Genomic DNA, 19,514 nt, shown 5'->3' with positions numbered 1-19,514 from the left:
TTCATACATCCTGCAGTTTCAAACGTCGTTCAAGCAGCGCCTTCTCCATCGCCAAACCGGCCTGGGAAAGAAAGATTTCCAGCGATTCAGTATCACCGATGGGTGTCTTTTCCGGAAGGTTGTCGCCATAAAGCAGGGCCACCACCTTGCCTTCACTGAGGATCGGCCCAAGGAAAATCTCCGCGGGGCGACCACCGCCCAGCTGTTCCTGCAGGTAACGATCCCACTCGGTCTCGCCAGGCTCGGCCTTGAGCGGCGTCATCATTTTCAGGGCCGACGCCAGAACCGACGACTCCTGACGGGGAATGGCAATGCGACGAACATTCAGGTCCGCGGAGGAACTCTTGAGTTCGATGCCGAACTGGCCCAACCCGACGACAATATCGTCCTTGACCAGGAAAATAACGGCCCGGTTCATCAACTCGCTGGCAAACCGCAGCACCAGCAGGATGATGCCGCCGCCAAGGGACGGGTTGTTGAGTTCCTGCAACATGCCCTTGAGCAGGTGGAGTCCGGGCGACTCGGGCCCCTTGGAAGAGCTGAGTCCCGCATCATCCCCCAACTCGGCGATCAGTTCCCTTCCGATATTGTGATAGTCTCCGGATGGCGGCCTCTCGACGACGGATTCTCCGGCTCCGTCACCGGCGATGATTCGGTCAGCCAGGATCTGCAGTTCCCGCGTCCCGTCACCCGAACGAAGAGCATCTTTTTTCGGTTTCGCGAGAACCGCCGGGAAACCTTTTTCACGCAATTTTTTCTCGGCATCCTGATTGGGATGATCGGTAAGCACGTAGGCCTTCGCTTCAGGACAGATATCGGCAATCCGGTCGGCCAGCTCCAGTCCGCCGAGGATGCCGCTGCCATCCATGCGCGGCATGATCAGATCCACAACCAGAACCGGTCGACCGCCCTTGCCGGCAACCTCTTCCAGTGCCTTGAGAAAGGCGCGGCCATCGGCGAAGGAGCGCACATTGCGCCCCCGTTCCGCCAGTGCCTCGGCGAGCAGATCGCGGGTCAACTCGTCGTCATCGACCAGCAGAATCGGTTGTTTTTCATCACCCGTCGGGGCAAGAAGCAGATCTCCTTCGTCAAGCGGCAGTTCACTTTCGGCACCCCCCGCCTCCTCGTTGACAGCGACCAGATCGCCGAGCAGTTCCTCAAGATCTGTGACCGGCTCAATCGGCGTCTCTTCGGGATCTTCGCCACGATGTCTTTTTTCATCGATGATGCGACTGCCCTCCATGGCCAGCCATTGGGGGTTGAGCCCCTGGTCGAGCATGAATTGCAGGGGATTGACATGGACCTGGGCGGGATCTTCCTGCTCTCCGAGTTCGAAGGAAAAGGCTCCCTCGGTCCAGGCAAAGAAGCTGTAAACGATCTTCTCCACCTGCTCCTTGACCACCTCTTCGATGGCATCACGGGAAATCCCGAACTGTTCCGAGAGAATGGTGCCGAGCCGTTCCCGCTCCGTCGAGCCGGCCTGCAGTTCAAGCGCCCGACGCAGGGTATCGAGGTCCACCAACTCCTTGCGCAACAGCAGATGGCCGAGATTCTCGCGATAAACACTGGATGTGGCGCGAATAACCTGGCCATTATAGAAAATGACCTTCCCTTCGCGGCCGCGACTGCTCAGGGTCAGTACGCCGGACTTGCGACTGAGGCTGACGATCTGGAGGATATCCCCCAGGCCGAGGTCTTCGAGGTTACCGACTAGACTCATAAATCTCTGGTGTCAGGGGACCGGGAAAGGTCCCGGAATACCCGTAGAAAGGCGAAAAATTAAATGAAAATAAATATATCCCAGGGTTGGGGACAAGTAAAGTCCTTTCCCCCGCCCAAATCCACCGGCTGTTTTGCGAACCGAGGGTGACGGGACGGGTGGAGATGCGAGGCGCCGTGCCGATTCGGGCGGAAACGTAGCCGAGCTACGTTGAGCACCGAACCGGTAAAGGCAACGAAGCAGATTCATCCGTGACGACAGCCGAATACCGAAATTGCCGGTGGATCTGGGCCTCAAAACAACCTCAATGGCGGCGGTCCTGGTAGCGAATCCGCAACGGCGACCCGGTCAGCCGCAACGCCCGGCGGAACTGGTTGGCCAGGTAGCGTTGATAGGAAAAATGCACCCCGTCTGAACGGTTGACGAAGATGGTGATGGTCGGGGGCCGCACCCCGGTCTGGGTCGCGTAAAAGAATTTCAGCCTCTTGCCGCGGAAAATGCTCGGCGGGTGCGCTTCCGTCGCCTCCTGCAGAACCTTGTTGATGGCGGAGGTCGAGAGCTTGCGATTGAACTCCTCGCTCAGCTTTTCAACCTCGGTCATGATTTTTGAAACCCGCTGGCCGGTCAGGGCGGAAATGAAGACCACCGGCGCATCGGGCAGGAACTTGAATTTGCCGCGCAGGTCCTTGATATACTGCCCCATGGTCGTGTGATCCTTTTCGACCAGGTCCCACTTGTTGACCACCAGCAGCACCGCCCGTCCCTTCTCTTCGGCATAGCCGGCAACGGTCAGATCCTGATCTGTCACCCCCTCACCGGCGTCGATCACCACCAGCACGATATGGGCTCTCTCCATCGCCTTCAGCGCCTGGACAACACTGAATTTTTCCAGTTTCTGACTGACCTTGCCCTTGCGCCTGATACCTGCGGTATCGATCATCAGGTAGTTTTTACGGTTGTAGACAAAAGGGGTGTCGACACTGTCTCGCGTCGTTCCGGCGATCGGATTGGCAACCACCCTCTCCACCCCCAGCATCCTGTTGATCAGGGAACTTTTACCGACATTGGGACGACCGATGACCGCCAGACGTGTCTCCTGCTCCGATTCCCGCGGAGGTACCTCTTCCGGCATCAACTGGTGAAGGCGGTCGATCAACTCACCGACACCACGGCCATGGGCCGAGGAGATCGGCAGCAGGTCGTCCAGACCGAGGCTGTAGAATTCTCCCAACGCCAGTTCCTGGCTGTCACCATCGATCTTGTTGACCAGGAACAGCACCGGTTTCTCAACCCGGCGCAGCATCGCCGCGACCTCTTCATCGGAGGGCGTCAACCCTTCGCGACCATCGAAAACCAGCAGGATGATATCGGCCTCTTCGATCGCCAGCTGCGACTGTTCCCGCATCTGCGTCAGCAGCCGGTCTTCGCTGGCAGGCTCGAACCCGCCGGTATCAATCAGCATGAAAGGACGGTCGAAACGGTCGACCCGCGCATAATTGCGATCCCGGGTCACACCGGGAACATCCTCGACAATCGCCTTGCGTTGACCGAGCAGACGATTGAACAGGGTCGATTTACCAACATTGGGCCGGCCGACAATGGCAACCACAGGCAACATGAAAACTCCAACTTTCTCTAAGTGTCACAGGACACCTGAAATTCTCTTTAAATTCTTACAGCTTACAGTTTTCAGCTTGCTGATCACGTTACTCGTATCCGAATTCACGCAACAGGCGATCGGAACGGGTCCAGTCGCGATCGACGCGGACAAAGAGTTTGAGGAACACCCTGGTGTCGAGCAGGCGTTCGATGTCGAACCGGGCTGCCTGACCGATGGAACGGATCATGCTGCCCCCCTTGCCGACCAGAATACGTTTGTGCGGTTCCCGTTCGACGTGAATGACGGCATGGATCTCCACCAGATTCCGTTCCGGCTGATCTTCGAACAGCTCAATCTGCACCGCGGTTCCGTAGGGGATTTCCTTCTGCAGTTTTTTCAGCACCTGCTCGCGAATCATCTCGGCAACGATGAACCGTTCCGGCTGATCGGTCACCATCTCTTCGGGATAGAGCGGCGGGCCTTCCGGAAGATGGGGCAGCAGGGCATCAAGCAGTTGTTCGATACCATCTCCCTTGAGAGCCGACACCGGCACAATTTCAAGAAAATCGTGCAATTCACTGTAGCGCCGGATCAGGTCGAGCAGGGCCGGCGGCGCAACCCGGTCGATCTTGTTGATCACCAGCAGCGCCGGTCGACTGGATTGGGAGATGGCTCGAATAACGGACTCTTCGGCCGCCGTTACCGGGCGGTCGGCTTCAACCAGCAGTATGATGCAGTCAACATCATTCATGGCGCCATGCGCCTGGCTGACCATGTAACGGTTGAGCTTGTTGCCGGCCGCATGGTGAATGCCGGGCGTATCGAGAAACATCACCTGGGCATCGGGACGATGCAGGATGCCGAGAATCCGGTTGCGGGTGGTCTGCGGTTTGGGCGAGGTGATGGCGATCTTCTGCCCGAGAATACGGTTGAGCAGGGTCGATTTGCCGACATTGGGACGCCCCACCAGGGCGACGTAACCGCCGCGATGAACTTCATGCTGCATGATGTGCCTCACTATGGGAACCCGCCGCGGCCATCTCGGGCCAGGAAAAGAGTTTGGAACCGACCTGGAAAGAATGCCGGTCCAGGGTCCTGGATGTCCTGACAGCCAGGGGGCCGAATCTCTCCTGCAGAAAACGGAGATTCGACCTGCGGTGACCGAGGACATCGCTCAGGCTGACGGGTGACACCTGGATAGTACCATTTTTTTGTTCCAGAGCGGCGGCAAGCGCGCGGCGCCACAAGCTGCAGATGACCAATTGCCCCAGGGCCGGATGCCAGGGCCCGGCAACAGCCGGCACCGCCAGCGGCGGCAGGCCGACACGCACAACCTGAACCCCGGCCCGCAGACAGGTCAGCAGCATGTCCGCACAGGTTTCAACCGCCTCATCCAGACTCCAGGCCCGGTAACGGCCGCGGAGCAGCATCTCCTCCAGCGGCGTTCCGGGCAGCACGACGGTCGGGTAGATGCGGACAAAGTCGGGCCGCAACTGCAGGGCCTGACGCAGGGAAGCGAGCGCCTCGGCCCGGTCCCCGCCCGGCAACCCGGGCATCAACTGCAGACCGATCCTGACCGGCAGGGAACGCAGGCGAGCCACCCCGGCCCGAATATCGGCCGCGTCATGCCCCCGACCGGCCCGCTCGAGAACCCGATCGGAAAAACTCTGGCAGCCGACCTCCACGCAACTGACCGGCCGGCCACGCAGGATCTCAAGCTGCTTGTCGCCCAGCCCTGCGGGGTGCGTTGAAATCCGGATCCCCCGGACTCTCCCGGCCGCGACAAAGGCACCGGCAACATCCAGGTACGCCCGCTGCAGGGATGACGGCAACAGGCTGAAACTGCCGCCGTAATAAGCAACCTCGCCGGCTCCGCGCGTCGGCAGCCAGGCAGCCAGTGTCTGCTGAACCTGTTCCGGACTCCAGGAACGGTCGCCGTCAGAATGAATTTCCTGCCGGCAATAGACGCAACGGCTACGGCATCCATGACGGGACAGGAAAATCGGGTAAATTGACCGACGCTTCACGAGTCCAGCTGCCGTAGAGCCCTGGCGGCGGCCTGTTGTTCCGCCTGTTTCTTGGTTCGGCCGCGTCCAGCGGCGATCGTTTCCCCCTGGAACCGGACTTCGACCAGATAGCTGCGATCATGGTCGGGGCCCTCACTGCCGACCAGAACATAATTCGGCAACAGGCCATGCCGCGCCTGCAGAATTTCCTGCAGGCGGGTTTTGGCGTCCAGACCGGACTTGGTGTCGATGGCGCGCGTGATCAACTGCTCCAGCAGCCCGAGAATCACCTTCCGCGCCGCTTCGAATCCGCCGTCGCAGAAGACCGCTCCAAACAAGGCCTCGGTCGCGTCGGCCAACAGGCTGTCCTTGTCCCGGCCACCGGTCAATTCTTCCCCCCGGCCCAACCGCAACCTCTTGCCGACACCCAGGTCACGCGCCAGAAAGCTGAGTCCTTTTTCACTGACCACCTCGGCACGAATCCTGGTCATCTCCCCTTCACTGAGAAGCGGCCGTCGGCTGTGCAGTGCTTCACTGACCACCAGGTCGAGAACCGCGTCACCGAGAAACTCAAGCCGTTCGTTGTCCTGCGCCTCTTCGGGGCGGTGCTCGTTGGCATAAGATTTGTGCGTCAGAGCCTGGCTGAGAAGGGACGGATCGACAAACCGATGTCCGAGTCGTTGCTGCAGGGTATCCATAAAAGGGTTCCAATAGTTGGTGGATTGGCGGTCAAAACGGGCTGAAGTATAGCTGTTTTGCCTTCTCGAAGCAATCACCACGGGTGAAATCTCTTGATTCTTTCAGGAGCGGTTCTCTATAATGCTTCTCTTTCAGGAGTCATACCTCAATCAAGTGAATTCATGGCGTTTTTCATCACACTCGAAGGGGGCGAAGGCTCCGGCAAAACCACACAGGCCGAACTGCTGTCCATCTGGCTGGAAACAAACGGCTACGAGGTCCTCAGAACCCGTGAACCGGGAGGCTGTCTCATCGCCGACCGGATACGGGCCATCCTGCTTGATCCCGCCCACCAGGGGATGGCGGCCGACGCGGAACTGCTGCTCTACGCGGCGGCCCGCGCCCAGCACGTAGCCGAGGTCATCCGCCCCGCCCTGACCCGGGGGCAGATCGTCATCTGTGACCGCTATACCGCGGCCACCCTGGCTTATCAGGGCTACGGCCGAGGGCTTGATCTTGACCTGATCAGGACCATGAACAAGCTGGCCGTGGGGACTGCGCGCCCTGACCTCACCCTGTTGCTCGACTACCCGACAACCGCCGGCGTCGCCCGGGCCCGGCAGCGAAACCAGGGGAACAAGGGAGAAAACGAGGGACGTTTCGAAGCCGAGGAGGAGGATTTTCACAACCGGGTTCGCGATGGTTATCTTCAACTCGCCGCCGAAGATAAATCGATATCGGTTATTGATGCCCGTGGCAGCATCGAGGAAGTTCAGATGAGATTGCGACAAGCCCTCAACCGACGATTGCCGCTGCCGGCTCCTGATCGACCATGACTTTTGAACAGATTCTTGGTCATCAGAGCCAGAAGGAAATCCTGCGCCGGGCGCTGGCATCCGACCGGCTGGCCCATGCCTACCTGTTTGAAGGACCGGAAGGTATCGGCAAACGCCTGATGGCGCTGGGCGTGGCCAGGGCCGTCTTCTGCAGCCGGGGAACCGGATGCGGGGATTGCGTCGCCTGCCGCAAGGTCGACCATCACAACCATCCGGACCTGCATCTGCTCGAAGTTGAAGGGACCAGCATCAAAATAGACCAGGTACGCGAGCTGCAGCAAAGCCTGTCGCTGCGGCCGCTGGAAGCGAAGAAGAAAATCTGCCTGATCAATGGCGCCGAGTATCTCAACCCGGCAGCCGGCAACGCGTTGCTCAAAACTCTGGAAGAGCCCCCCGGAGACGCGCTGATCATCCTTCTGTCGGCCCATCCGGACCGCCTGCTCAGCACCATCCGTTCCCGCTGTCAGCGGCTGCCCTTCAGGCGCCTGCAACGGGACGTGCTGCAACAGGTTCTGCAGCAGCAGCTCGGCATCGGGGACGCGGAAAGCCATGTCCTCTCCGCCCTGGCCGAAGGAAGCTTTAAAAAAGCTTTCGGCAAAGATCGCCGGCTTTACCTGGAACAGCGTCGGGAACTGCTGCGCGAGTTGACGGCACTCACCGGCGGGGCGGTCCTGCCGCGTTTCGAGTTCGCGGAGAAACTGGCCGGACAGAAGGAACAGTTGCAGGAAATACTGGGGATCTTTCAAACTTTTTTTCGGGATCTGCTGCTGCACAAACATGGCCGCCCGGAAAACGAGTGGGTCAACCTTGACTTGCGTGAAAAAATTGAACGTGTCGCCCGGTTGGAAACTGAAGAAAGCCTGCTGTTGAAGCTGGACGCACTGGCGGCAACGCGTCTCAGGCTGGAACGCAATGTGAACCGGCAACTGGCGATGGAAGTTCTGCTGCAGCGACTGGCGCCATCCTGACCACATGGCCACCTCGATGCCCTTCTTCTGTGAAAGCATCAACATTCAATGGAAGACAAACGACGTATGCATATCGTAACGATAAAATTCCGCGACGCCGGAAAACGCTACCATTTCAACGCCCAGGATTTCGACCTCGAAGTCGGTCAGCGGGTGGTTGTCGAAACAGACCGCGGGCGCGCCCTGGGAACAGTTGTGGCGGCGGTCGAAGAGCGGAGCGAGGACGATTGTCCCCGGGAGTTGAAAAGCGTGGTTCGCCTGGCGACCGAGGAGGATCTCAAACTGGCCGCGGTCAATTCCACCCGCGAACAGGAAGCGCTCAAATTCTGCCAGCAGCGTATCATTCAACGGCGCATGGAAATGAAGCTGGTCAAGGCGGAATACCTGTTTGACGGTTCCAAGATCATTTTCTTTTTCACCGCCGACGGGCGGGTCGATTTTCGCGAACTGGTCAAGGATCTGGCACACCACTTTCATACCCGGATTGAAATGCGCCAGATCGGCGTTCGTGATGAAGCCAAACTGGTCGGCGGCCTTGGTGTCTGCGGCAGGGAACTCTGTTGCTGCACCTTTTTGACCGACTTCACCCCGGTTTCGGTCAAGATGGCCAAGGAACAGGGGCTGGCGCTGAATCCGAACAAGATATCAGGCCAGTGCGGCCGCCTGCTCTGCTGTCTCAGCTACGAATTTGAAACCTACTGCAAGTTACGCAAGGGGCTGCCGAAATGCGGGAAAAAGATCGAGGTCTGCGGCTGCAAGGTTCAGGTTCTGGATGTCAATGTCCTCTCCCGGGAAGTCCTGCTCGGCACCGGAGACGGAAAAAAAATCAAGGTCACCGGAGAGCAGCTCGCCTCCGGGGAAATCGAAGAGCTGACCGGGGCGGCCCAGGGTGAGTCCCGACAGTCCCGACCGGATCGGGATACGGCGGGACGTCAGGACCGGCGTGAACGGCGCGGCGGTGATAAACGCCGAAGCGGCCGCGGCGACGGAGACCGTCGCCAAGCGAAATCGAGCGGAGACAACAAACAGGAACAGCAACAGAAGCGGGAAAAACCCCGGGACAAACAAAAAACAACGGGCGATCGGCAACAGGGCAGACCGCAGGACAGAAATCAGCCGCAACGCAACCAACCACAAAAACCGCAGCAGCAGCCGCAACCGGGCGACGGCAAGCCCAAACGCCGGCGGCGGCGCAGGCGGCGTAAACCGCAGACGACGGAATAGGGAGCCGATTCATGTCGAAAAGTTTTTACATCACGACCCCCATTTACTATGTCAATGACGTGCCGCATATCGGACACGCCTACACCACTCTGGCCTGCGATGTGCTGGCCCGCTACAAACGCGCCCGCGGTTACCAGGTTTTCTTTCTCACCGGCACTGACGAACATGGCCAGAAAGTTGAGAAGGCGGCCCTGACCCAGGGAGAGACCCCGCTGGAGCTGGCTGATCGGGTCATGCAGCGGTTCCAGGGGCTGTGGGAAAAGCTGAACATCGCCAACACCGATTTCATCCGCACCACCCAGGAACGGCACAAGGAAGGCGTGCGCCGGCTGTTCGAACGGATTGAGGCCAAAGGTGACATCTACCTCGGGGAGTACGAGGACTGGTACTGCACCCCCTGCGAAACCTTCTGGACCGAAACCCAGCTGATGGACGGCAACTGTCCCGATTGCGGCCGACCGACCGACAAGCTCAAGGAGGAATCCTATTTCTTTCGTATGAGCAAGTACCAGCAGCAGTTGCTGGAACATATCGAGCAGAATCCCGATTTCATCCAACCGCGCAGCCGCCGCAACGAAATTCTCAACTTCGTCAAGGAAGGCCTGCGCGATCTTTCGATTTCCCGGACCACTTTCAGTTGGGGGATCCCGGTTCCCGGCAATGACAAGCATGTTATCTATGTCTGGTTCGATGCCCTCTCCAACTACATCACCGCCCTCGGCTACCCGCAGGACGAGGATGGCAAGGTGGAGAAATTCTGGCCGGCCGACGTGCAGGTGATCGGCAAGGATATCCTGCGTTTTCATACCGTCTACTGGCCGACCTTCCTGCTGGCGGCGGGGCTGCCGCTGCCGAAGAAGGTCTTCGCCCACGGCTGGTGGACCGTCGAAGGGCAGAAAATGAGCAAGAGCCTGCGCAACGTCGTCGAGCCGAACATGCTGATCGACAAATACGGGGTCGATGCCATTCGCTACTTCCTGCTGCGCGAGGTCCCCTTCGGCCTCGACGGAGATTTCTCCCACTCGGCGCTGGTTCATCGCATCAATTCCGACCTTGCCAACGACCTCGGCAACCTGCTCAGCCGCACCAGCTCCATGGTCCACAAATATTTCACCGGCGTCCTGCCGGCTGCCGGGGAACTTGAAGAGATCGATCGCCGACTGATCGAGAAACTGGTGCCGCAGACCATCGCCCAGGTCGATGAGCAGATGAACGCTCTGGCCTTCAACAAGGCACTGATTTCCATCTGGGGCCTGATCGCCGCCGGCAACAAGTATATCGACGACACTGCTCCCTGGACCCTGGCCAAGGACCCCGCATTGCAACCGCGTCTCGCTACCGTCATGTACAACCTGATGGAACTGCAGCGCCTGATCGCCCTGCTGGTTGCCCCCTTCATGCCGCAATCCGCGGAAACCATTCTCGCCACCCTGGGATGTGATCCACAACAGACCAGCCTGGTCGGCCGGGACGGCTGGGGCGGACTCACGACCGGAACGGCTATCGCCAAGGCCCCGCCCCTGTTCCCGCGGGTTGAAATCGCGTAGAATCCAGGTTGCTGCACATAGATCAACCGCAATTCGGGGCGCTTTTTCAAGCGCCCCATTCGGTTTGACACGGGAGTTGAAAATGGCGCTTGTCCCCCTTATCGATACCCACGCCCACCTCGACAGCAGCCAGTTCGGCGATGATCTCGACCAGGTCCTGCTGCGGGCCGAAGAAGCTGCCATCAGCCAGATCATCACCATCGGCTGTGATCTCGAAAGTTCCAGGAAAAGCTGTGAACTGGCGGCGGCGCATGATTTCATTTATGCCGCCGTCGGCTTTCACCCGCATGACGCGACCGGCGTAAACGACCAGAGCATGGCGGAGCTGCGGAAGCTGGCGGGACAAGAGAAGGTGGTGGCCATTGGAGAAATCGGTCTCGACTACTATCGTGACCATTCGCCCCGGGATGTTCAGCGACAGGCTTTTCTCCAGCAGCTCGACCTGGCCCGCGAACTCGAACTGCCGGTCATCATCCATGACCGTGACGCCCACGAGGATGTCCTTGCCCTGCTGCGGCAGGCCGGGGGGAATAAACTCCGCGGAGTTCTGCACTGTTTCAGCGGTGACGCCGAGTTGGCCCGCGCCTGTCTCGACCTCGGTTTTTTTATCTCCTTTGCCGGGCCGGTCACCTACCCGCGCAACGAAGCCCTGCGCGCGGTGGTCAAAACCATTCCCACCGAACACCTGCTGGTCGAGACCGATTGTCCCTACCTCGCGCCGCAGAAATTTCGCGGTCGGCGCAACGAGCCGGCCCATGTCCGGATGACGGCTGAAAAAGTCGCTGAACTCAAGGGGATCAGCCTGGAGGATCTGTCACGCATCACGCGGCTTAACGCCCATCGGCTGTTCGGCATCGGCGAAATCGACCAGAGCAGCAAAATTGCCTACCAGATCCGTGACTCCCTCTATCTGAACATCACCAATCGATGCACCAACCGTTGTCGATTCTGCGCCAAGTTCAAGGACTTCAACGTTAAGGGACACCAGCTGAAGCTCGATCATGAACCGGACGCCGCCGAGGTGATCGCCGCCATCGGCGACCCATCCCGCTTCAGGGAAGTGGTTTTCTGCGGTTACGGAGAACCACTGCTGCGTCTTGACCTGGTCCGCGCCGTTGCCACCTGGCTGAAAGAGAATGGAGTCCAGGTTCGCATCAACACCGACGGTCAGGCCAACCTGGTCCATGGCCGCAATATCCTGCCGGAACTGGCAGGGCTGGTCGATACCCTCTCGGTATCACTCAACGCGGCCGATGCCGCGACTTACCAGCAGTGGTGTCAATCGAAGTTCGGTGAACAGGGCTTCCAAGCGGTCAAGGAGTTTCTCCGCCTGGCGGCCGCCAGCATCCCCGAAGTGGTCGCCACCGCGGTCACCCTGCCGGGGATCGACATCACCGCCTGCGAACAAATTGCTGCTGAACTGGGAGTCGATTTTCGTAAACGGGATTACAACGAGGTGGGCTGATCACGGACAAAAACAGGTCAGGCCTGTCTGCGCCCCCAGCTTTCGGCCTGGATAACACCATGGCGGATGGCGTAGCGAACCATGTCGACCGGGGTATTGACGCCAAGTTTGCGGATAATTGACGCGCGGTGTTTTTCGGCGGTTTTGGGACTAATGCTCAGCATTTCAGCGATCCTGCCGGTATTGTATCCTTCGACGATCAGTAAAAAAACCTGCCGTTCGCGGTCACTGAGCTGCTGAATACCGGAGGACTTTTCCGCCCGGAAAGATTTGTCCAGGTAGGCGCCGACCACATCGAACTGCAACTGCCGGCTGAAGAAATAACGACCGGCGGCAACCGCCCTGACCGCCGGCAGCAGGTCTTTGGCCCCGCCCCCCTTGAGCAGATAGCCACGCGCGCCGGCGTCGAGGACCGCCCGCAGGGAATCTTCACAATAAAAACCGGAGAGGATCAGCACCCGGGGAGGATTGGACGTGGCACAGAGCTGCCTGGTCACCTCGGTCCCGTTCAACCGGGGCATCTTGAGGTCGAGGATGACGAGATCGGGTTGATGCCGTGACTGTTTTTCCAGGGCATCAAGGCCGTCTTCCGCTTCGGCGACAACCTCGATATCCGCCTCGCTTTCCAGCAACCGGCGGATTCCTTCCCGAACCACACTATGGTCGTCGGCAACGAGGATTTTGAGTTTTGCCATGGCCACTTTCAGTTCTCCGGTTGCAAGAGTAACTTTGAAGAAAGTTTACCATGTTCTGCTCAATTGGCACCTGCGCTTCCGGAAGTGCTCTTTTGCTTTCGTACGAAACCATCAGGCAAGATGCTTTCCCAAGAAAGCAAAAATGGTTTTTGCGACGCCATCAAGCATAGCGCTTGTGCAATTCGACACAGAAGCGCCGATAGGCATCCTGGCCGGAATTGAACCGCCGGATCTTGATGCCCATGCCACCCTTGACCCGGTGCAGAAGATTCGGCGGAACTTTTTTCGCCCAGCGAATGCGGCCTTCGAGCCGGATGATTTCTCCGTCGGGAGTTCTCAGTTCAACCTGCAGGATCGTCCCGGGACGCAGGACGATGGCGGACTTGATGAAGAAACCTTCGTCGGAAATGTCTTCGGTGAAGCCGACCCGGGAGGGCGCTTCCACCCCGTACTTCACCTGGATCCGTTTACGGTGACGAGGCTGAATACGATTCTCTGCCAAACGACCCCTCCTTGACCATCAATTTCCTGAATCAGTGAATTCATAAATTCAGCTGTTTATAATGAAAAAAAACCTTTTTGTCAAAACAACCGTGCCGCCGCCTTCCCGACAGACCATCCCGAACCATCACTCTCCGAGCAAACCGCGCAACGTATCTTTGAGCAATTTTTCCGGCAGGGATTCACCCCCCGTCGGAGAATCGGATGAATCGGTTTTTTTCTGCAGTTTTTTTTCCAGTTTGCGTATCAGTTGTTTCTCGGCCATCCGGCCCAACCTGCGACTGTCGAGCCCCACCTTCGGGTCATCAAAAGTCCCTTCAACTTTCAGCGGCAGCAGGGTCCACCCCTGTTCATCCTTGACCAGCCGGCTGAAAAGCCCGCGACGATCAAGCTTCGCCGCGACCGCGGGAGCGAGGCTGGTCGGCAACGCCAGGTCGAACCTGCCGCCGAACCGGATGCTCCCCTCCGGCGCCATGCGCAGGTCACGACCGGCGATCACCCCTTTGACAAGGGCCTTTCCAGCGACGATTTTGAACGTCCCGTCGGCCTGATGCATCTCGATTTTTCGCAGTTGATCCAGCCCCAGCAACGCCACCAGGCCACGGCTCAACTTGGTCCCGTCGGCCACCCCGTCCTGCAGAGACACCTTCCCCTGTCCCTGCAGTTTTCGCCTTAAAGAAGCCCGGGTCACGCCCGTCCCCGAGAGGGTACCCTGCAGTGACAATCGACCGCTGAGACTGCCCGCCATGTCCGGCAGCAGGGCCTGCAGCAAAGGCGCGACCGCCACGTTCTGCAGTTGCAGGTCAGTTCGATAGGTAAAACCCTTTTTACCCAGGTCGATCTCTCCGTTGCTGTTGATCCCCCCGTCGGCCAAATCCGCGCTCAGCCGGCGTATCTGCAGCCGGTTGTCAGCAAGATGATAGTCCATCTGCAGATTTTTTATTTCAAGACCGGAAACCACCCCGGCCGCAACAGCCACCGAACCATCCGCCTCCAGGGGGATTTCAATTGGTCCGGGTTCTTCATCGCTGCCGGACACAACCGGGCGCGTCCCCTTGTCGACAGGCACAACCGCACCCGCCCCGCCATCCCCGGAAGCGGTCGTATCTTCCGGCGGCGATGTCGCGGGAAAAACCTTGTCGAAATTGAAGGACTCAGCTGAAAACCGGCTCTGCAGCTGCAACGGTTTTTGCGTGACATCCTTGATCGCCAGTTGCAGCAGAGCGGTTTCATCGCCGATCCGCAACTGCAGTTTCCGACTCGCCAGGCCATGTCCCACCAACTGCAGGGTTCCGCTCAGGGCGGGCCGCAGACGACCGAGATTGGCCTGAACAGCATCAAGCGTCAGTTCTCCCGCCTGCAGCAGCGAAGCCGGATCATCAAGCGGTCCCCGCAACCCCAGCGATCCGGATATTTTCCCGGCGGGATCAAGTTGCCCCAACTGCGGCAGCAGACCGGCCGGAAGTGCGTTGAGAATATCCCGCATATCCTGGTCCTGCCAACTGAGCCGCAATTCGGCTCGCGGAACCTTGTCCAGATGATCCAGGTTGCCCTGGATCCTGACACTGATGCCGTTGTAGCTGATCATGGTCGGACCGAACGTGATCAGCCCGGTGGTACTGTTGACATTGAGATCGGGAGCAATGACCAGGACGGCATTCTGAATCGGCAGGTTGCGCAACGCATCAAGTTCGAGATAAACCTGCTGCAGGCGAAGCTCTCCACCGAGACTGAAATCTTTCCTGTTACCGGCAAACAGGAGCTTCCCCTGAAGTTGCGCGCGACTGAAAATTCCCGGCAGCAGATCTTTGCCGTAAGGAGCCAGCGGTGCCAGGTCGAAGTCGGTAAATCGCAGTTGCAGATCATGTTTGCGGCGGCGCGGATCAAGTGACCCGTCCAGTTCGACCCGCCCGCCATTGAGTTCCAGCGAGACAGCAATCTGAAAGGGCTTTTCCAGGGAGAGATTCTGCGCCCGGAGATTGATATCCCGAAGCACAAACCGGTACGGCGCTCTGGGATTGAGCCGCCGGTCAGTCACGTCCAACTGCCCGTCGGTCACATCGATGGCCCGTATCAGCAGTTTGAAGGGCAACCCGTCATCCCTGTGGCTGTCGCCGGGGGCAGGAACCGGCGATGTTTGCGGAGCAACGGCGGCATCCTGCTCAGCGGATGCCGGCAGACCGGCAAAATCCCAAGCACCGGCAGTGGTGTGCTGCAGGCGGGCGACCGGATGTTCAAGGCGAACCCGATCAATCATCAGCCGCCCGGTCAACAGGGCCCAGAAACGGTACCGCAGCACCACCCGGTCGACCTGCAACCATGGTTCCCCCCCCTTGTCCGGAACCACCAGCTTATCCAGAGTGATGCCGCTGAAAAGGTCGATATCGACCACCCCGATTTCGACCGGGCGTTCAAACACCCGTTCCACAACCGGTACCACCGCCTGCCTGACCCTTTCCGGCGTGATCAATACCCGGGCCAGCAGAAAGAGCGCAAGCCCCCCCAGACAGAGCAGAACCAGCCCCCAGCCGATAATCTTGACGGCAGGTTTCACGGGCGTCGTCCCCCTGTCAGCGGATCGGACAGATCGCTCAGATCAAGGATCGCCCGCCACTCGGCGGCGCTGACCAGCTGGACCGAGAGACGGTTGCCTTTTTTCAGCACCCCCATGCCGGACAGGATGGGGTGGCCGGCCAGGTCGGCCCGGGTCAGGGGCCGTGGGAGCGTCGCCCGGTACTGGATGTCGACCATGTACCAGACAGGATTGTCCACACTGGACTTCGGATCGAAGTGATCGACGTTCGGGTCGAGCGCGGTGTGGTCGGGATAGCCGTCACGAACCACCTCGGCCAGACCGACCACGGCCGGTTGACTGATGTTGCTGTGATAGAAAAGAACCCCGTCGCCGACCCGGATCCGATCCCGCAGCAGATTGCAGGCCTGGTAGTTGCGCACCCCATCCCAACAGGTGATCTGCTCCGGTTCATCCTTCAGGTTCTGCAATCCATAACAGCCGGGTTCCGATTTCATCAGCCAGTAGTTGCGTTCAGGAACAGTCAAAATGAAAAACCTCCTCAAAAAAATCAGTGACTTTGATTTGCGTCAAGGTTGAGGTGGACAAAACGGCGCTAAGGTGACTCCAGTTCAATCGGACGGACATCATTATAGCGTACAGAAGCGGCCGATGGTTCCGGACAATTGACATCCTGGAAAAATACGATAGCACTAGACGGGTCAAACCCCAAAACACGCAAAAGGAGAAAACCAATGTTCTGTTACCAATGTGAAACCGCCGCCAAAGGAACCGGATGCGACAAAGTCGGTGTCTGCGGCAAGCAGGCGACCACCTCCGATCTGCAGGACCTGCTGGTCTACACTGTCAAGGGCATCAGCTTCTGGGCCAACCTCGCCCGCGAAAAAGGGGCCAAAGATTCCGCTATCGACCGCTTCGTCATCGAGGCGTTGTTCACCACCGTCACCAATGTCGATTTCGATGATGACTCGGTCGCCAAGGTGGTCAGTGAAGCTGTCGCGTACCGCAACCAGGCCCAGGCTCTGTTCGAAAAAGCCAACGGCGGCGCCTACAACGGTCAGGTTCCGCCGGCTGCGCAGGCCTGGGAATTCCCCGCCGACCGGGCCGCTCAACTCGCCCTCGCCCAGCTGCACGGCGTCAAGGACCCGACCATCGATCCCGATGTGCAGTCGATGCGCAGCACCATCCTGTTCGGCATCAAGGGCTATGCCGCCTATGCCGATCATGCCATCATCCTCGAACGTGAGAGCGATGAAATCTACGCCTTCACCCACAAGGCCCTCTCCCAGCTGCTTGACGACAGCCTCGGCCTGATGGACTACGTCGGCATTGCCATGGAAACCGGCCGCATCAACCTGGTCACCATGGAACTGCTCAACAAGGCCCACACCGACCGCTACGGGCATCCGGTACCGACCCCGGTGCAGCTCGGCACCAAGGCCGGCAAAGCGATCCTGGTTTCCGGTCACGATCTGCGCTTCCTGGAGGAACTGCTGATCCAAACCGAAGGCAAGGGCATCAACATCTACACCCATGGCGAAATGCTGCCGGCACACGGCTACCCGGAACTGAAAAAATACGCCCACCTGGCCGGTAACTTCGGCGGTGCATGGCAGGACCAGCACAAGGAATTCCAGGTCTTCCCCGGCGCGATCATCTTCAACACCAACTGCATTCAGCGCCCGGCCGACAACTACAAGGACCGGCTCTTCACCTGGGGACGCGTACAGTTCCCCGACATCAAGCATGTTGAAGGCTGGGATTTCTCCGAAGTGATCGACTGTGCCCTGGCCTGCGAAGGTTTTGAGGACAACCCGGGACAGGAGATTCTCGTCGGTTTCGGTCACAACGCCGTACTCGGTGTCGCCGACAAGGTGATCGAAGCGGTCAAATCCGGCGCGATCAAGCATTTCTTCCTGGTCGGCGGCTGTGACGGCGCTAAACCGGGCCGCAACTACTACACCGAGTTCGCGGAAGCAGCTCCCAAGGACACCGTCATCCTGACTCTGGCCTGCGGCAAATACCGCTTCAACAAGATGGAATTCGGCGACATCGGCGGCATCCCGCGACTGCTCGATATCGGCCAGTGCAACGACGCCTACTCGGCGGTGCAGATCGCGGTCGCCCTGGCGGAGGCCTTCGACTGCGGGGTCAACGATCTGCCGCTCTCCTTCATCCTCTCCTGGTATGAACAGAAAGCGGTCGCCATCCTGCTGACCCTGCTGCACCTGGGAATCAAAGACATCAAGCTCGGTCCCACGCTGCCGGCGTTCATCACTCCCAACGTGCTGAACTTCCTGGTCGAGAACTTCAACATCGCCCCGATCAGCACCCCGGAAGAAGACCTGAAGCAGATTTTCGGCTGACAAGCCGCCTGCTTACATGCAAAAAAAGCGGGACCGCCGATCGGCGGTCCCGCTTTTTTTGCCACCCTGCAAGATCCGTCATTCAAAACTGGTAAGCAAGACTGGCGGCGACCAGGTGCAGATCGGTGCTGTACTTGCCATTGGCCGCGGACCCGGTTGCCGCCCCCACCGAATTGTTCTTGTTGCGGCCGCGGTGATACTCGAAGCCATAGGCCAGATCCAGGGTCCAGTGATCCAGGGAAAAACCGGCACCAAGGGTCAACAGCTGCGCGTCGGCATCGGGCACGGAGGGGTCGAAAGTCGCCGCCGGCACAGGATTGTCACTGTAGAGATAACCGGCCCTGAGAGCCACCACATCGTTCAGCTGATAATCAGCGCCGATGTTGAAGGCCCAGGTATCATTCCAGTCACGCGGGATGACATCGCTCGATTGTCCCAGAACCGGCTGGTCGAGATTGACCCGCAACTCGTCGGTCGAACTCCAGTCTTCCCAGCGTCCCCCGACCTCCAGCGTCAACTGTCCACTCGCCTCCCAGGCCAGACCGAAAGTCGCCTGGCGGGGCAGACGGACATCCGCATGTCCCTTGGTATCGGTCAGGGCCGAGGCCAGAACCGCCGCGTCGGGAGGAATTGAAAAGTTGAGATCACCATCGACATCGACATCGATATGGCTGCGGAAGGTCGCGCCGAAATTCACCCGGTCGCTCACCCTGACAAGCAGGCCGATATTATAGCCGACACCCCAGCCATCGCCGGAAAACTGCTGTCCGGCATCGGTCAGGGGGCCGAAGCCGCCCGGAGGATTGAGGATAATGCCGAGCCCGGTTGAATTGATCTGCCGTTCCAGTTCAGCATCAAGATAAAGAATATCGAGTCCGGCAGCGATGGAAACCCGGTCACTGAGTCGGCAGGCAATAACCGGATTGATATTGACGGTGAACAGGTCGGACCGGGTGGCGATATAACGTCCCTCCCAGCTTTCATCCCACTCGGTCGCAAGACCGAACGGCAAAAACAGGCCCAGGCCGGCGCTCCAGCGGTCATCGAACTGATGCGTGGCGTAGAAGGTGCCGGGAAACTGCAGCGCGTCGTCACCCGATTCCCGATTTCCGGTGAGGTCGCTGGTAAAATCCCGGTCAGCATAGACAAGGGTTGTCCCCGCCTCCACCCGGGTTCCGGACACCTCGGTCAGCAGGGCGGGATTGAAATAAAGACTCGAAGGACCCGGCGAATGCGCGACAACGGCATTTCCCTGTCCCAGCCCCGCAGCCCCCTGGGTAAAAACACCGAACCCCGAGGCCTGCAGATCCCCGGCGTTTCCAAACAGCAGAATCAACAGCAGATAAACCTTTTTCATTGAATGTCTCCCCGTTTC

16 protein-coding genes are annotated in these 19,514 nt (G+C 59.2%); 6 read left to right on the top strand and 10 right to left on the bottom strand.

What is annotated here, in order from left to right:
* Window position 1 precedes the first annotated feature (1 nt).
* From C2E25_RS09535 to rnc, 5 genes are all read right to left on the bottom strand, one after another.
* Window positions 2-1,720 (bottom strand): response regulator, encoded by a 1,719-nt coding sequence (locus C2E25_RS09535; RefSeq protein WP_103115521.1) that lies wholly within the window; start codon window positions 1,718-1,720, stop codon window positions 2-4.
* 304 nt (window positions 1,721-2,024) lie between these two features.
* On the bottom strand, window positions 2,025-3,338 hold the full coding sequence (der, locus tag C2E25_RS09530; RefSeq protein WP_103115520.1) for a ribosome biogenesis GTPase Der: 1,314 nt from the start codon (window positions 3,336-3,338) through the stop codon (window positions 2,025-2,027).
* Window positions 3,339-3,426: 88 nt separating this feature from the next.
* Window positions 3,427-4,326, bottom strand: coding sequence for a GTPase Era (era, locus tag C2E25_RS09525; protein WP_103115519.1), 900 nt, complete (start codon window positions 4,324-4,326; stop codon window positions 3,427-3,429).
* Window positions 4,316-5,347 carry an elongator complex protein 3 gene (locus tag C2E25_RS09520; RefSeq protein WP_103115518.1) on the bottom strand — a complete coding sequence of 344 codons (1,032 nt, stop codon included), beginning with the start codon at window positions 5,345-5,347 and terminating at the stop codon, window positions 4,316-4,318. Before C2E25_RS09520 ends, era begins: the two co-directional genes overlap by 11 nt.
* Window positions 5,344-6,024 carry a ribonuclease III gene (gene rnc / locus C2E25_RS09515; RefSeq protein ID WP_103115517.1) on the bottom strand — a complete coding sequence of 227 codons (681 nt, stop codon included), beginning with the start codon at window positions 6,022-6,024 and terminating at the stop codon, window positions 5,344-5,346. The genes C2E25_RS09520 and rnc overlap by 4 nt, the downstream gene beginning before the upstream one ends.
* Window positions 6,025-6,186: 162 nt before the next feature.
* Between rnc and tmk the strand changes: the two genes are divergently transcribed.
* The 5 genes from tmk to C2E25_RS09490 all read left to right on the top strand — a co-directional run bounded on the left by tmk (window position 6,187) and on the right by C2E25_RS09490 (window position 12,044).
* Window positions 6,187-6,840: a dTMP kinase gene (tmk, locus tag C2E25_RS09510; protein WP_103115516.1), complete on the top strand. Its 654-nt coding sequence runs from the start codon at window positions 6,187-6,189 to the stop codon at window positions 6,838-6,840.
* Window positions 6,837-7,808: a DNA polymerase III subunit delta' gene (gene holB, locus C2E25_RS09505; protein WP_103115515.1), complete on the top strand. Its 972-nt coding sequence runs from the start codon at window positions 6,837-6,839 to the stop codon at window positions 7,806-7,808. The genes tmk and holB overlap by 4 nt, the downstream gene beginning before the upstream one ends.
* A 48-nt stretch (window positions 7,809-7,856) precedes the next feature.
* On the top strand, window positions 7,857-9,032 hold the full coding sequence (ricT, locus tag C2E25_RS09500) for a PSP1 domain-containing protein (protein WP_233189387.1): 1,176 nt from the start codon (window positions 7,857-7,859) through the stop codon (window positions 9,030-9,032).
* Window positions 9,033-9,043: 11 nt separating this feature from the next.
* Window positions 9,044-10,579 carry a methionine--tRNA ligase gene (metG, locus tag C2E25_RS09495; RefSeq protein WP_103115514.1) on the top strand — a complete coding sequence of 512 codons (1,536 nt, stop codon included), beginning with the start codon at window positions 9,044-9,046 and terminating at the stop codon, window positions 10,577-10,579.
* 82 nt (window positions 10,580-10,661) lie between these two features.
* Entirely contained in the window at window positions 10,662-12,044 is a 1,383-nt protein-coding gene (locus tag C2E25_RS09490) for a TatD family hydrolase (RefSeq protein ID WP_103115513.1), read from the top strand.
* A gap of 17 nt (window positions 12,045-12,061) precedes the next feature.
* Here C2E25_RS09490 and C2E25_RS09485 read toward each other — a convergent pair whose 3' ends face one another.
* From C2E25_RS09485 to C2E25_RS09470, 4 genes are all read right to left on the bottom strand, one after another.
* Window positions 12,062-12,739, bottom strand: a complete 678-nt coding sequence (locus tag C2E25_RS09485) for a response regulator (RefSeq protein ID WP_103115512.1) — start codon at window positions 12,737-12,739, stop codon at window positions 12,062-12,064.
* 160 nt (window positions 12,740-12,899) lie between these two features.
* The gene (locus C2E25_RS09480) at window positions 12,900-13,241 is read right to left on the bottom strand and encodes a PilZ domain-containing protein (RefSeq protein ID WP_103115511.1); all 342 of its coding nucleotides are present in this window, start codon (window positions 13,239-13,241) and stop codon (window positions 12,900-12,902) included.
* A 126-nt stretch (window positions 13,242-13,367) separates the two neighbouring features.
* Window positions 13,368-15,794: an AsmA family protein gene (locus C2E25_RS09475; RefSeq protein WP_103115510.1), complete on the bottom strand. Its 2,427-nt coding sequence runs from the start codon at window positions 15,792-15,794 to the stop codon at window positions 13,368-13,370.
* Window positions 15,791-16,300: an EVE domain-containing protein gene (locus C2E25_RS09470; protein ID WP_332882162.1), complete on the bottom strand. Its 510-nt coding sequence runs from the start codon at window positions 16,298-16,300 to the stop codon at window positions 15,791-15,793. The genes C2E25_RS09475 and C2E25_RS09470 overlap by 4 nt, the downstream gene beginning before the upstream one ends.
* A 207-nt stretch (window positions 16,301-16,507) precedes the next feature.
* On the opposite strand from C2E25_RS09470, the gene hcp reads away from it, so the two are divergent.
* Window positions 16,508-18,139, top strand: a complete 1,632-nt coding sequence (gene hcp, locus C2E25_RS09465) for a hydroxylamine reductase (RefSeq protein WP_103115509.1) — start codon at window positions 16,508-16,510, stop codon at window positions 18,137-18,139.
* Window positions 18,140-18,221: 82 nt separating this feature from the next.
* On the opposite strand, the gene C2E25_RS09460 is transcribed toward hcp, so the two are convergent.
* Window positions 18,222-19,496: an OmpP1/FadL family transporter gene (locus C2E25_RS09460; RefSeq protein WP_103115508.1), complete on the bottom strand. Its 1,275-nt coding sequence runs from the start codon at window positions 19,494-19,496 to the stop codon at window positions 18,222-18,224.
* Between the last annotated feature and the right edge of the window lie 18 nt (window positions 19,497-19,514).

This window comes from Geothermobacter hydrogeniphilus, from assembly GCF_002898515.1.
Classification (GTDB): Bacteria; Desulfobacterota; Desulfuromonadia; order Desulfuromonadales; family Geothermobacteraceae; genus Geothermobacter_A.
This window is presented reverse-complemented; position numbering and strand designations above follow the sequence as displayed.

Coding starts and splice junctions, on each gene's coding strand:
- C2E25_RS09535 (WP_103115521.1), bottom strand. CDS start 1,720: ATGAGTCTAGTCGGTAACCTCGAAGACCTCGGCCTGGGGGATATCCTC.
- der (WP_103115520.1), bottom strand. CDS start 3,338: ATGTTGCCTGTGGTTGCCATTGTCGGCCGGCCCAATGTTGGTAAATCG.
- era (WP_103115519.1), bottom strand. CDS start 4,326: ATGCAGCATGAAGTTCATCGCGGCGGTTACGTCGCCCTGGTGGGGCGT.
- rnc (WP_103115517.1), bottom strand. CDS start 6,024: ATGGATACCCTGCAGCAACGACTCGGACATCGGTTTGTCGATCCGTCC.
- tmk (WP_103115516.1), top strand. CDS start 6,187: ATGGCGTTTTTCATCACACTCGAAGGGGGCGAAGGCTCCGGCAAAACC.
- holB (WP_103115515.1), top strand. CDS start 6,837: ATGACTTTTGAACAGATTCTTGGTCATCAGAGCCAGAAGGAAATCCTG.
- ricT (WP_233189387.1), top strand. CDS start 7,857: ATGGAAGACAAACGACGTATGCATATCGTAACGATAAAATTCCGCGAC.
- metG (WP_103115514.1), top strand. CDS start 9,044: ATGTCGAAAAGTTTTTACATCACGACCCCCATTTACTATGTCAATGAC.
- C2E25_RS09490 (WP_103115513.1), top strand. CDS start 10,662: ATGGCGCTTGTCCCCCTTATCGATACCCACGCCCACCTCGACAGCAGC.
- C2E25_RS09485 (WP_103115512.1), bottom strand. CDS start 12,739: ATGGCAAAACTCAAAATCCTCGTTGCCGACGACCATAGTGTGGTTCGG.
- hcp (WP_103115509.1), top strand. CDS start 16,508: ATGTTCTGTTACCAATGTGAAACCGCCGCCAAAGGAACCGGATGCGAC.
- C2E25_RS09460 (WP_103115508.1), bottom strand. CDS start 19,496: ATGAAAAAGGTTTATCTGCTGTTGATTCTGCTGTTTGGAAACGCCGGG.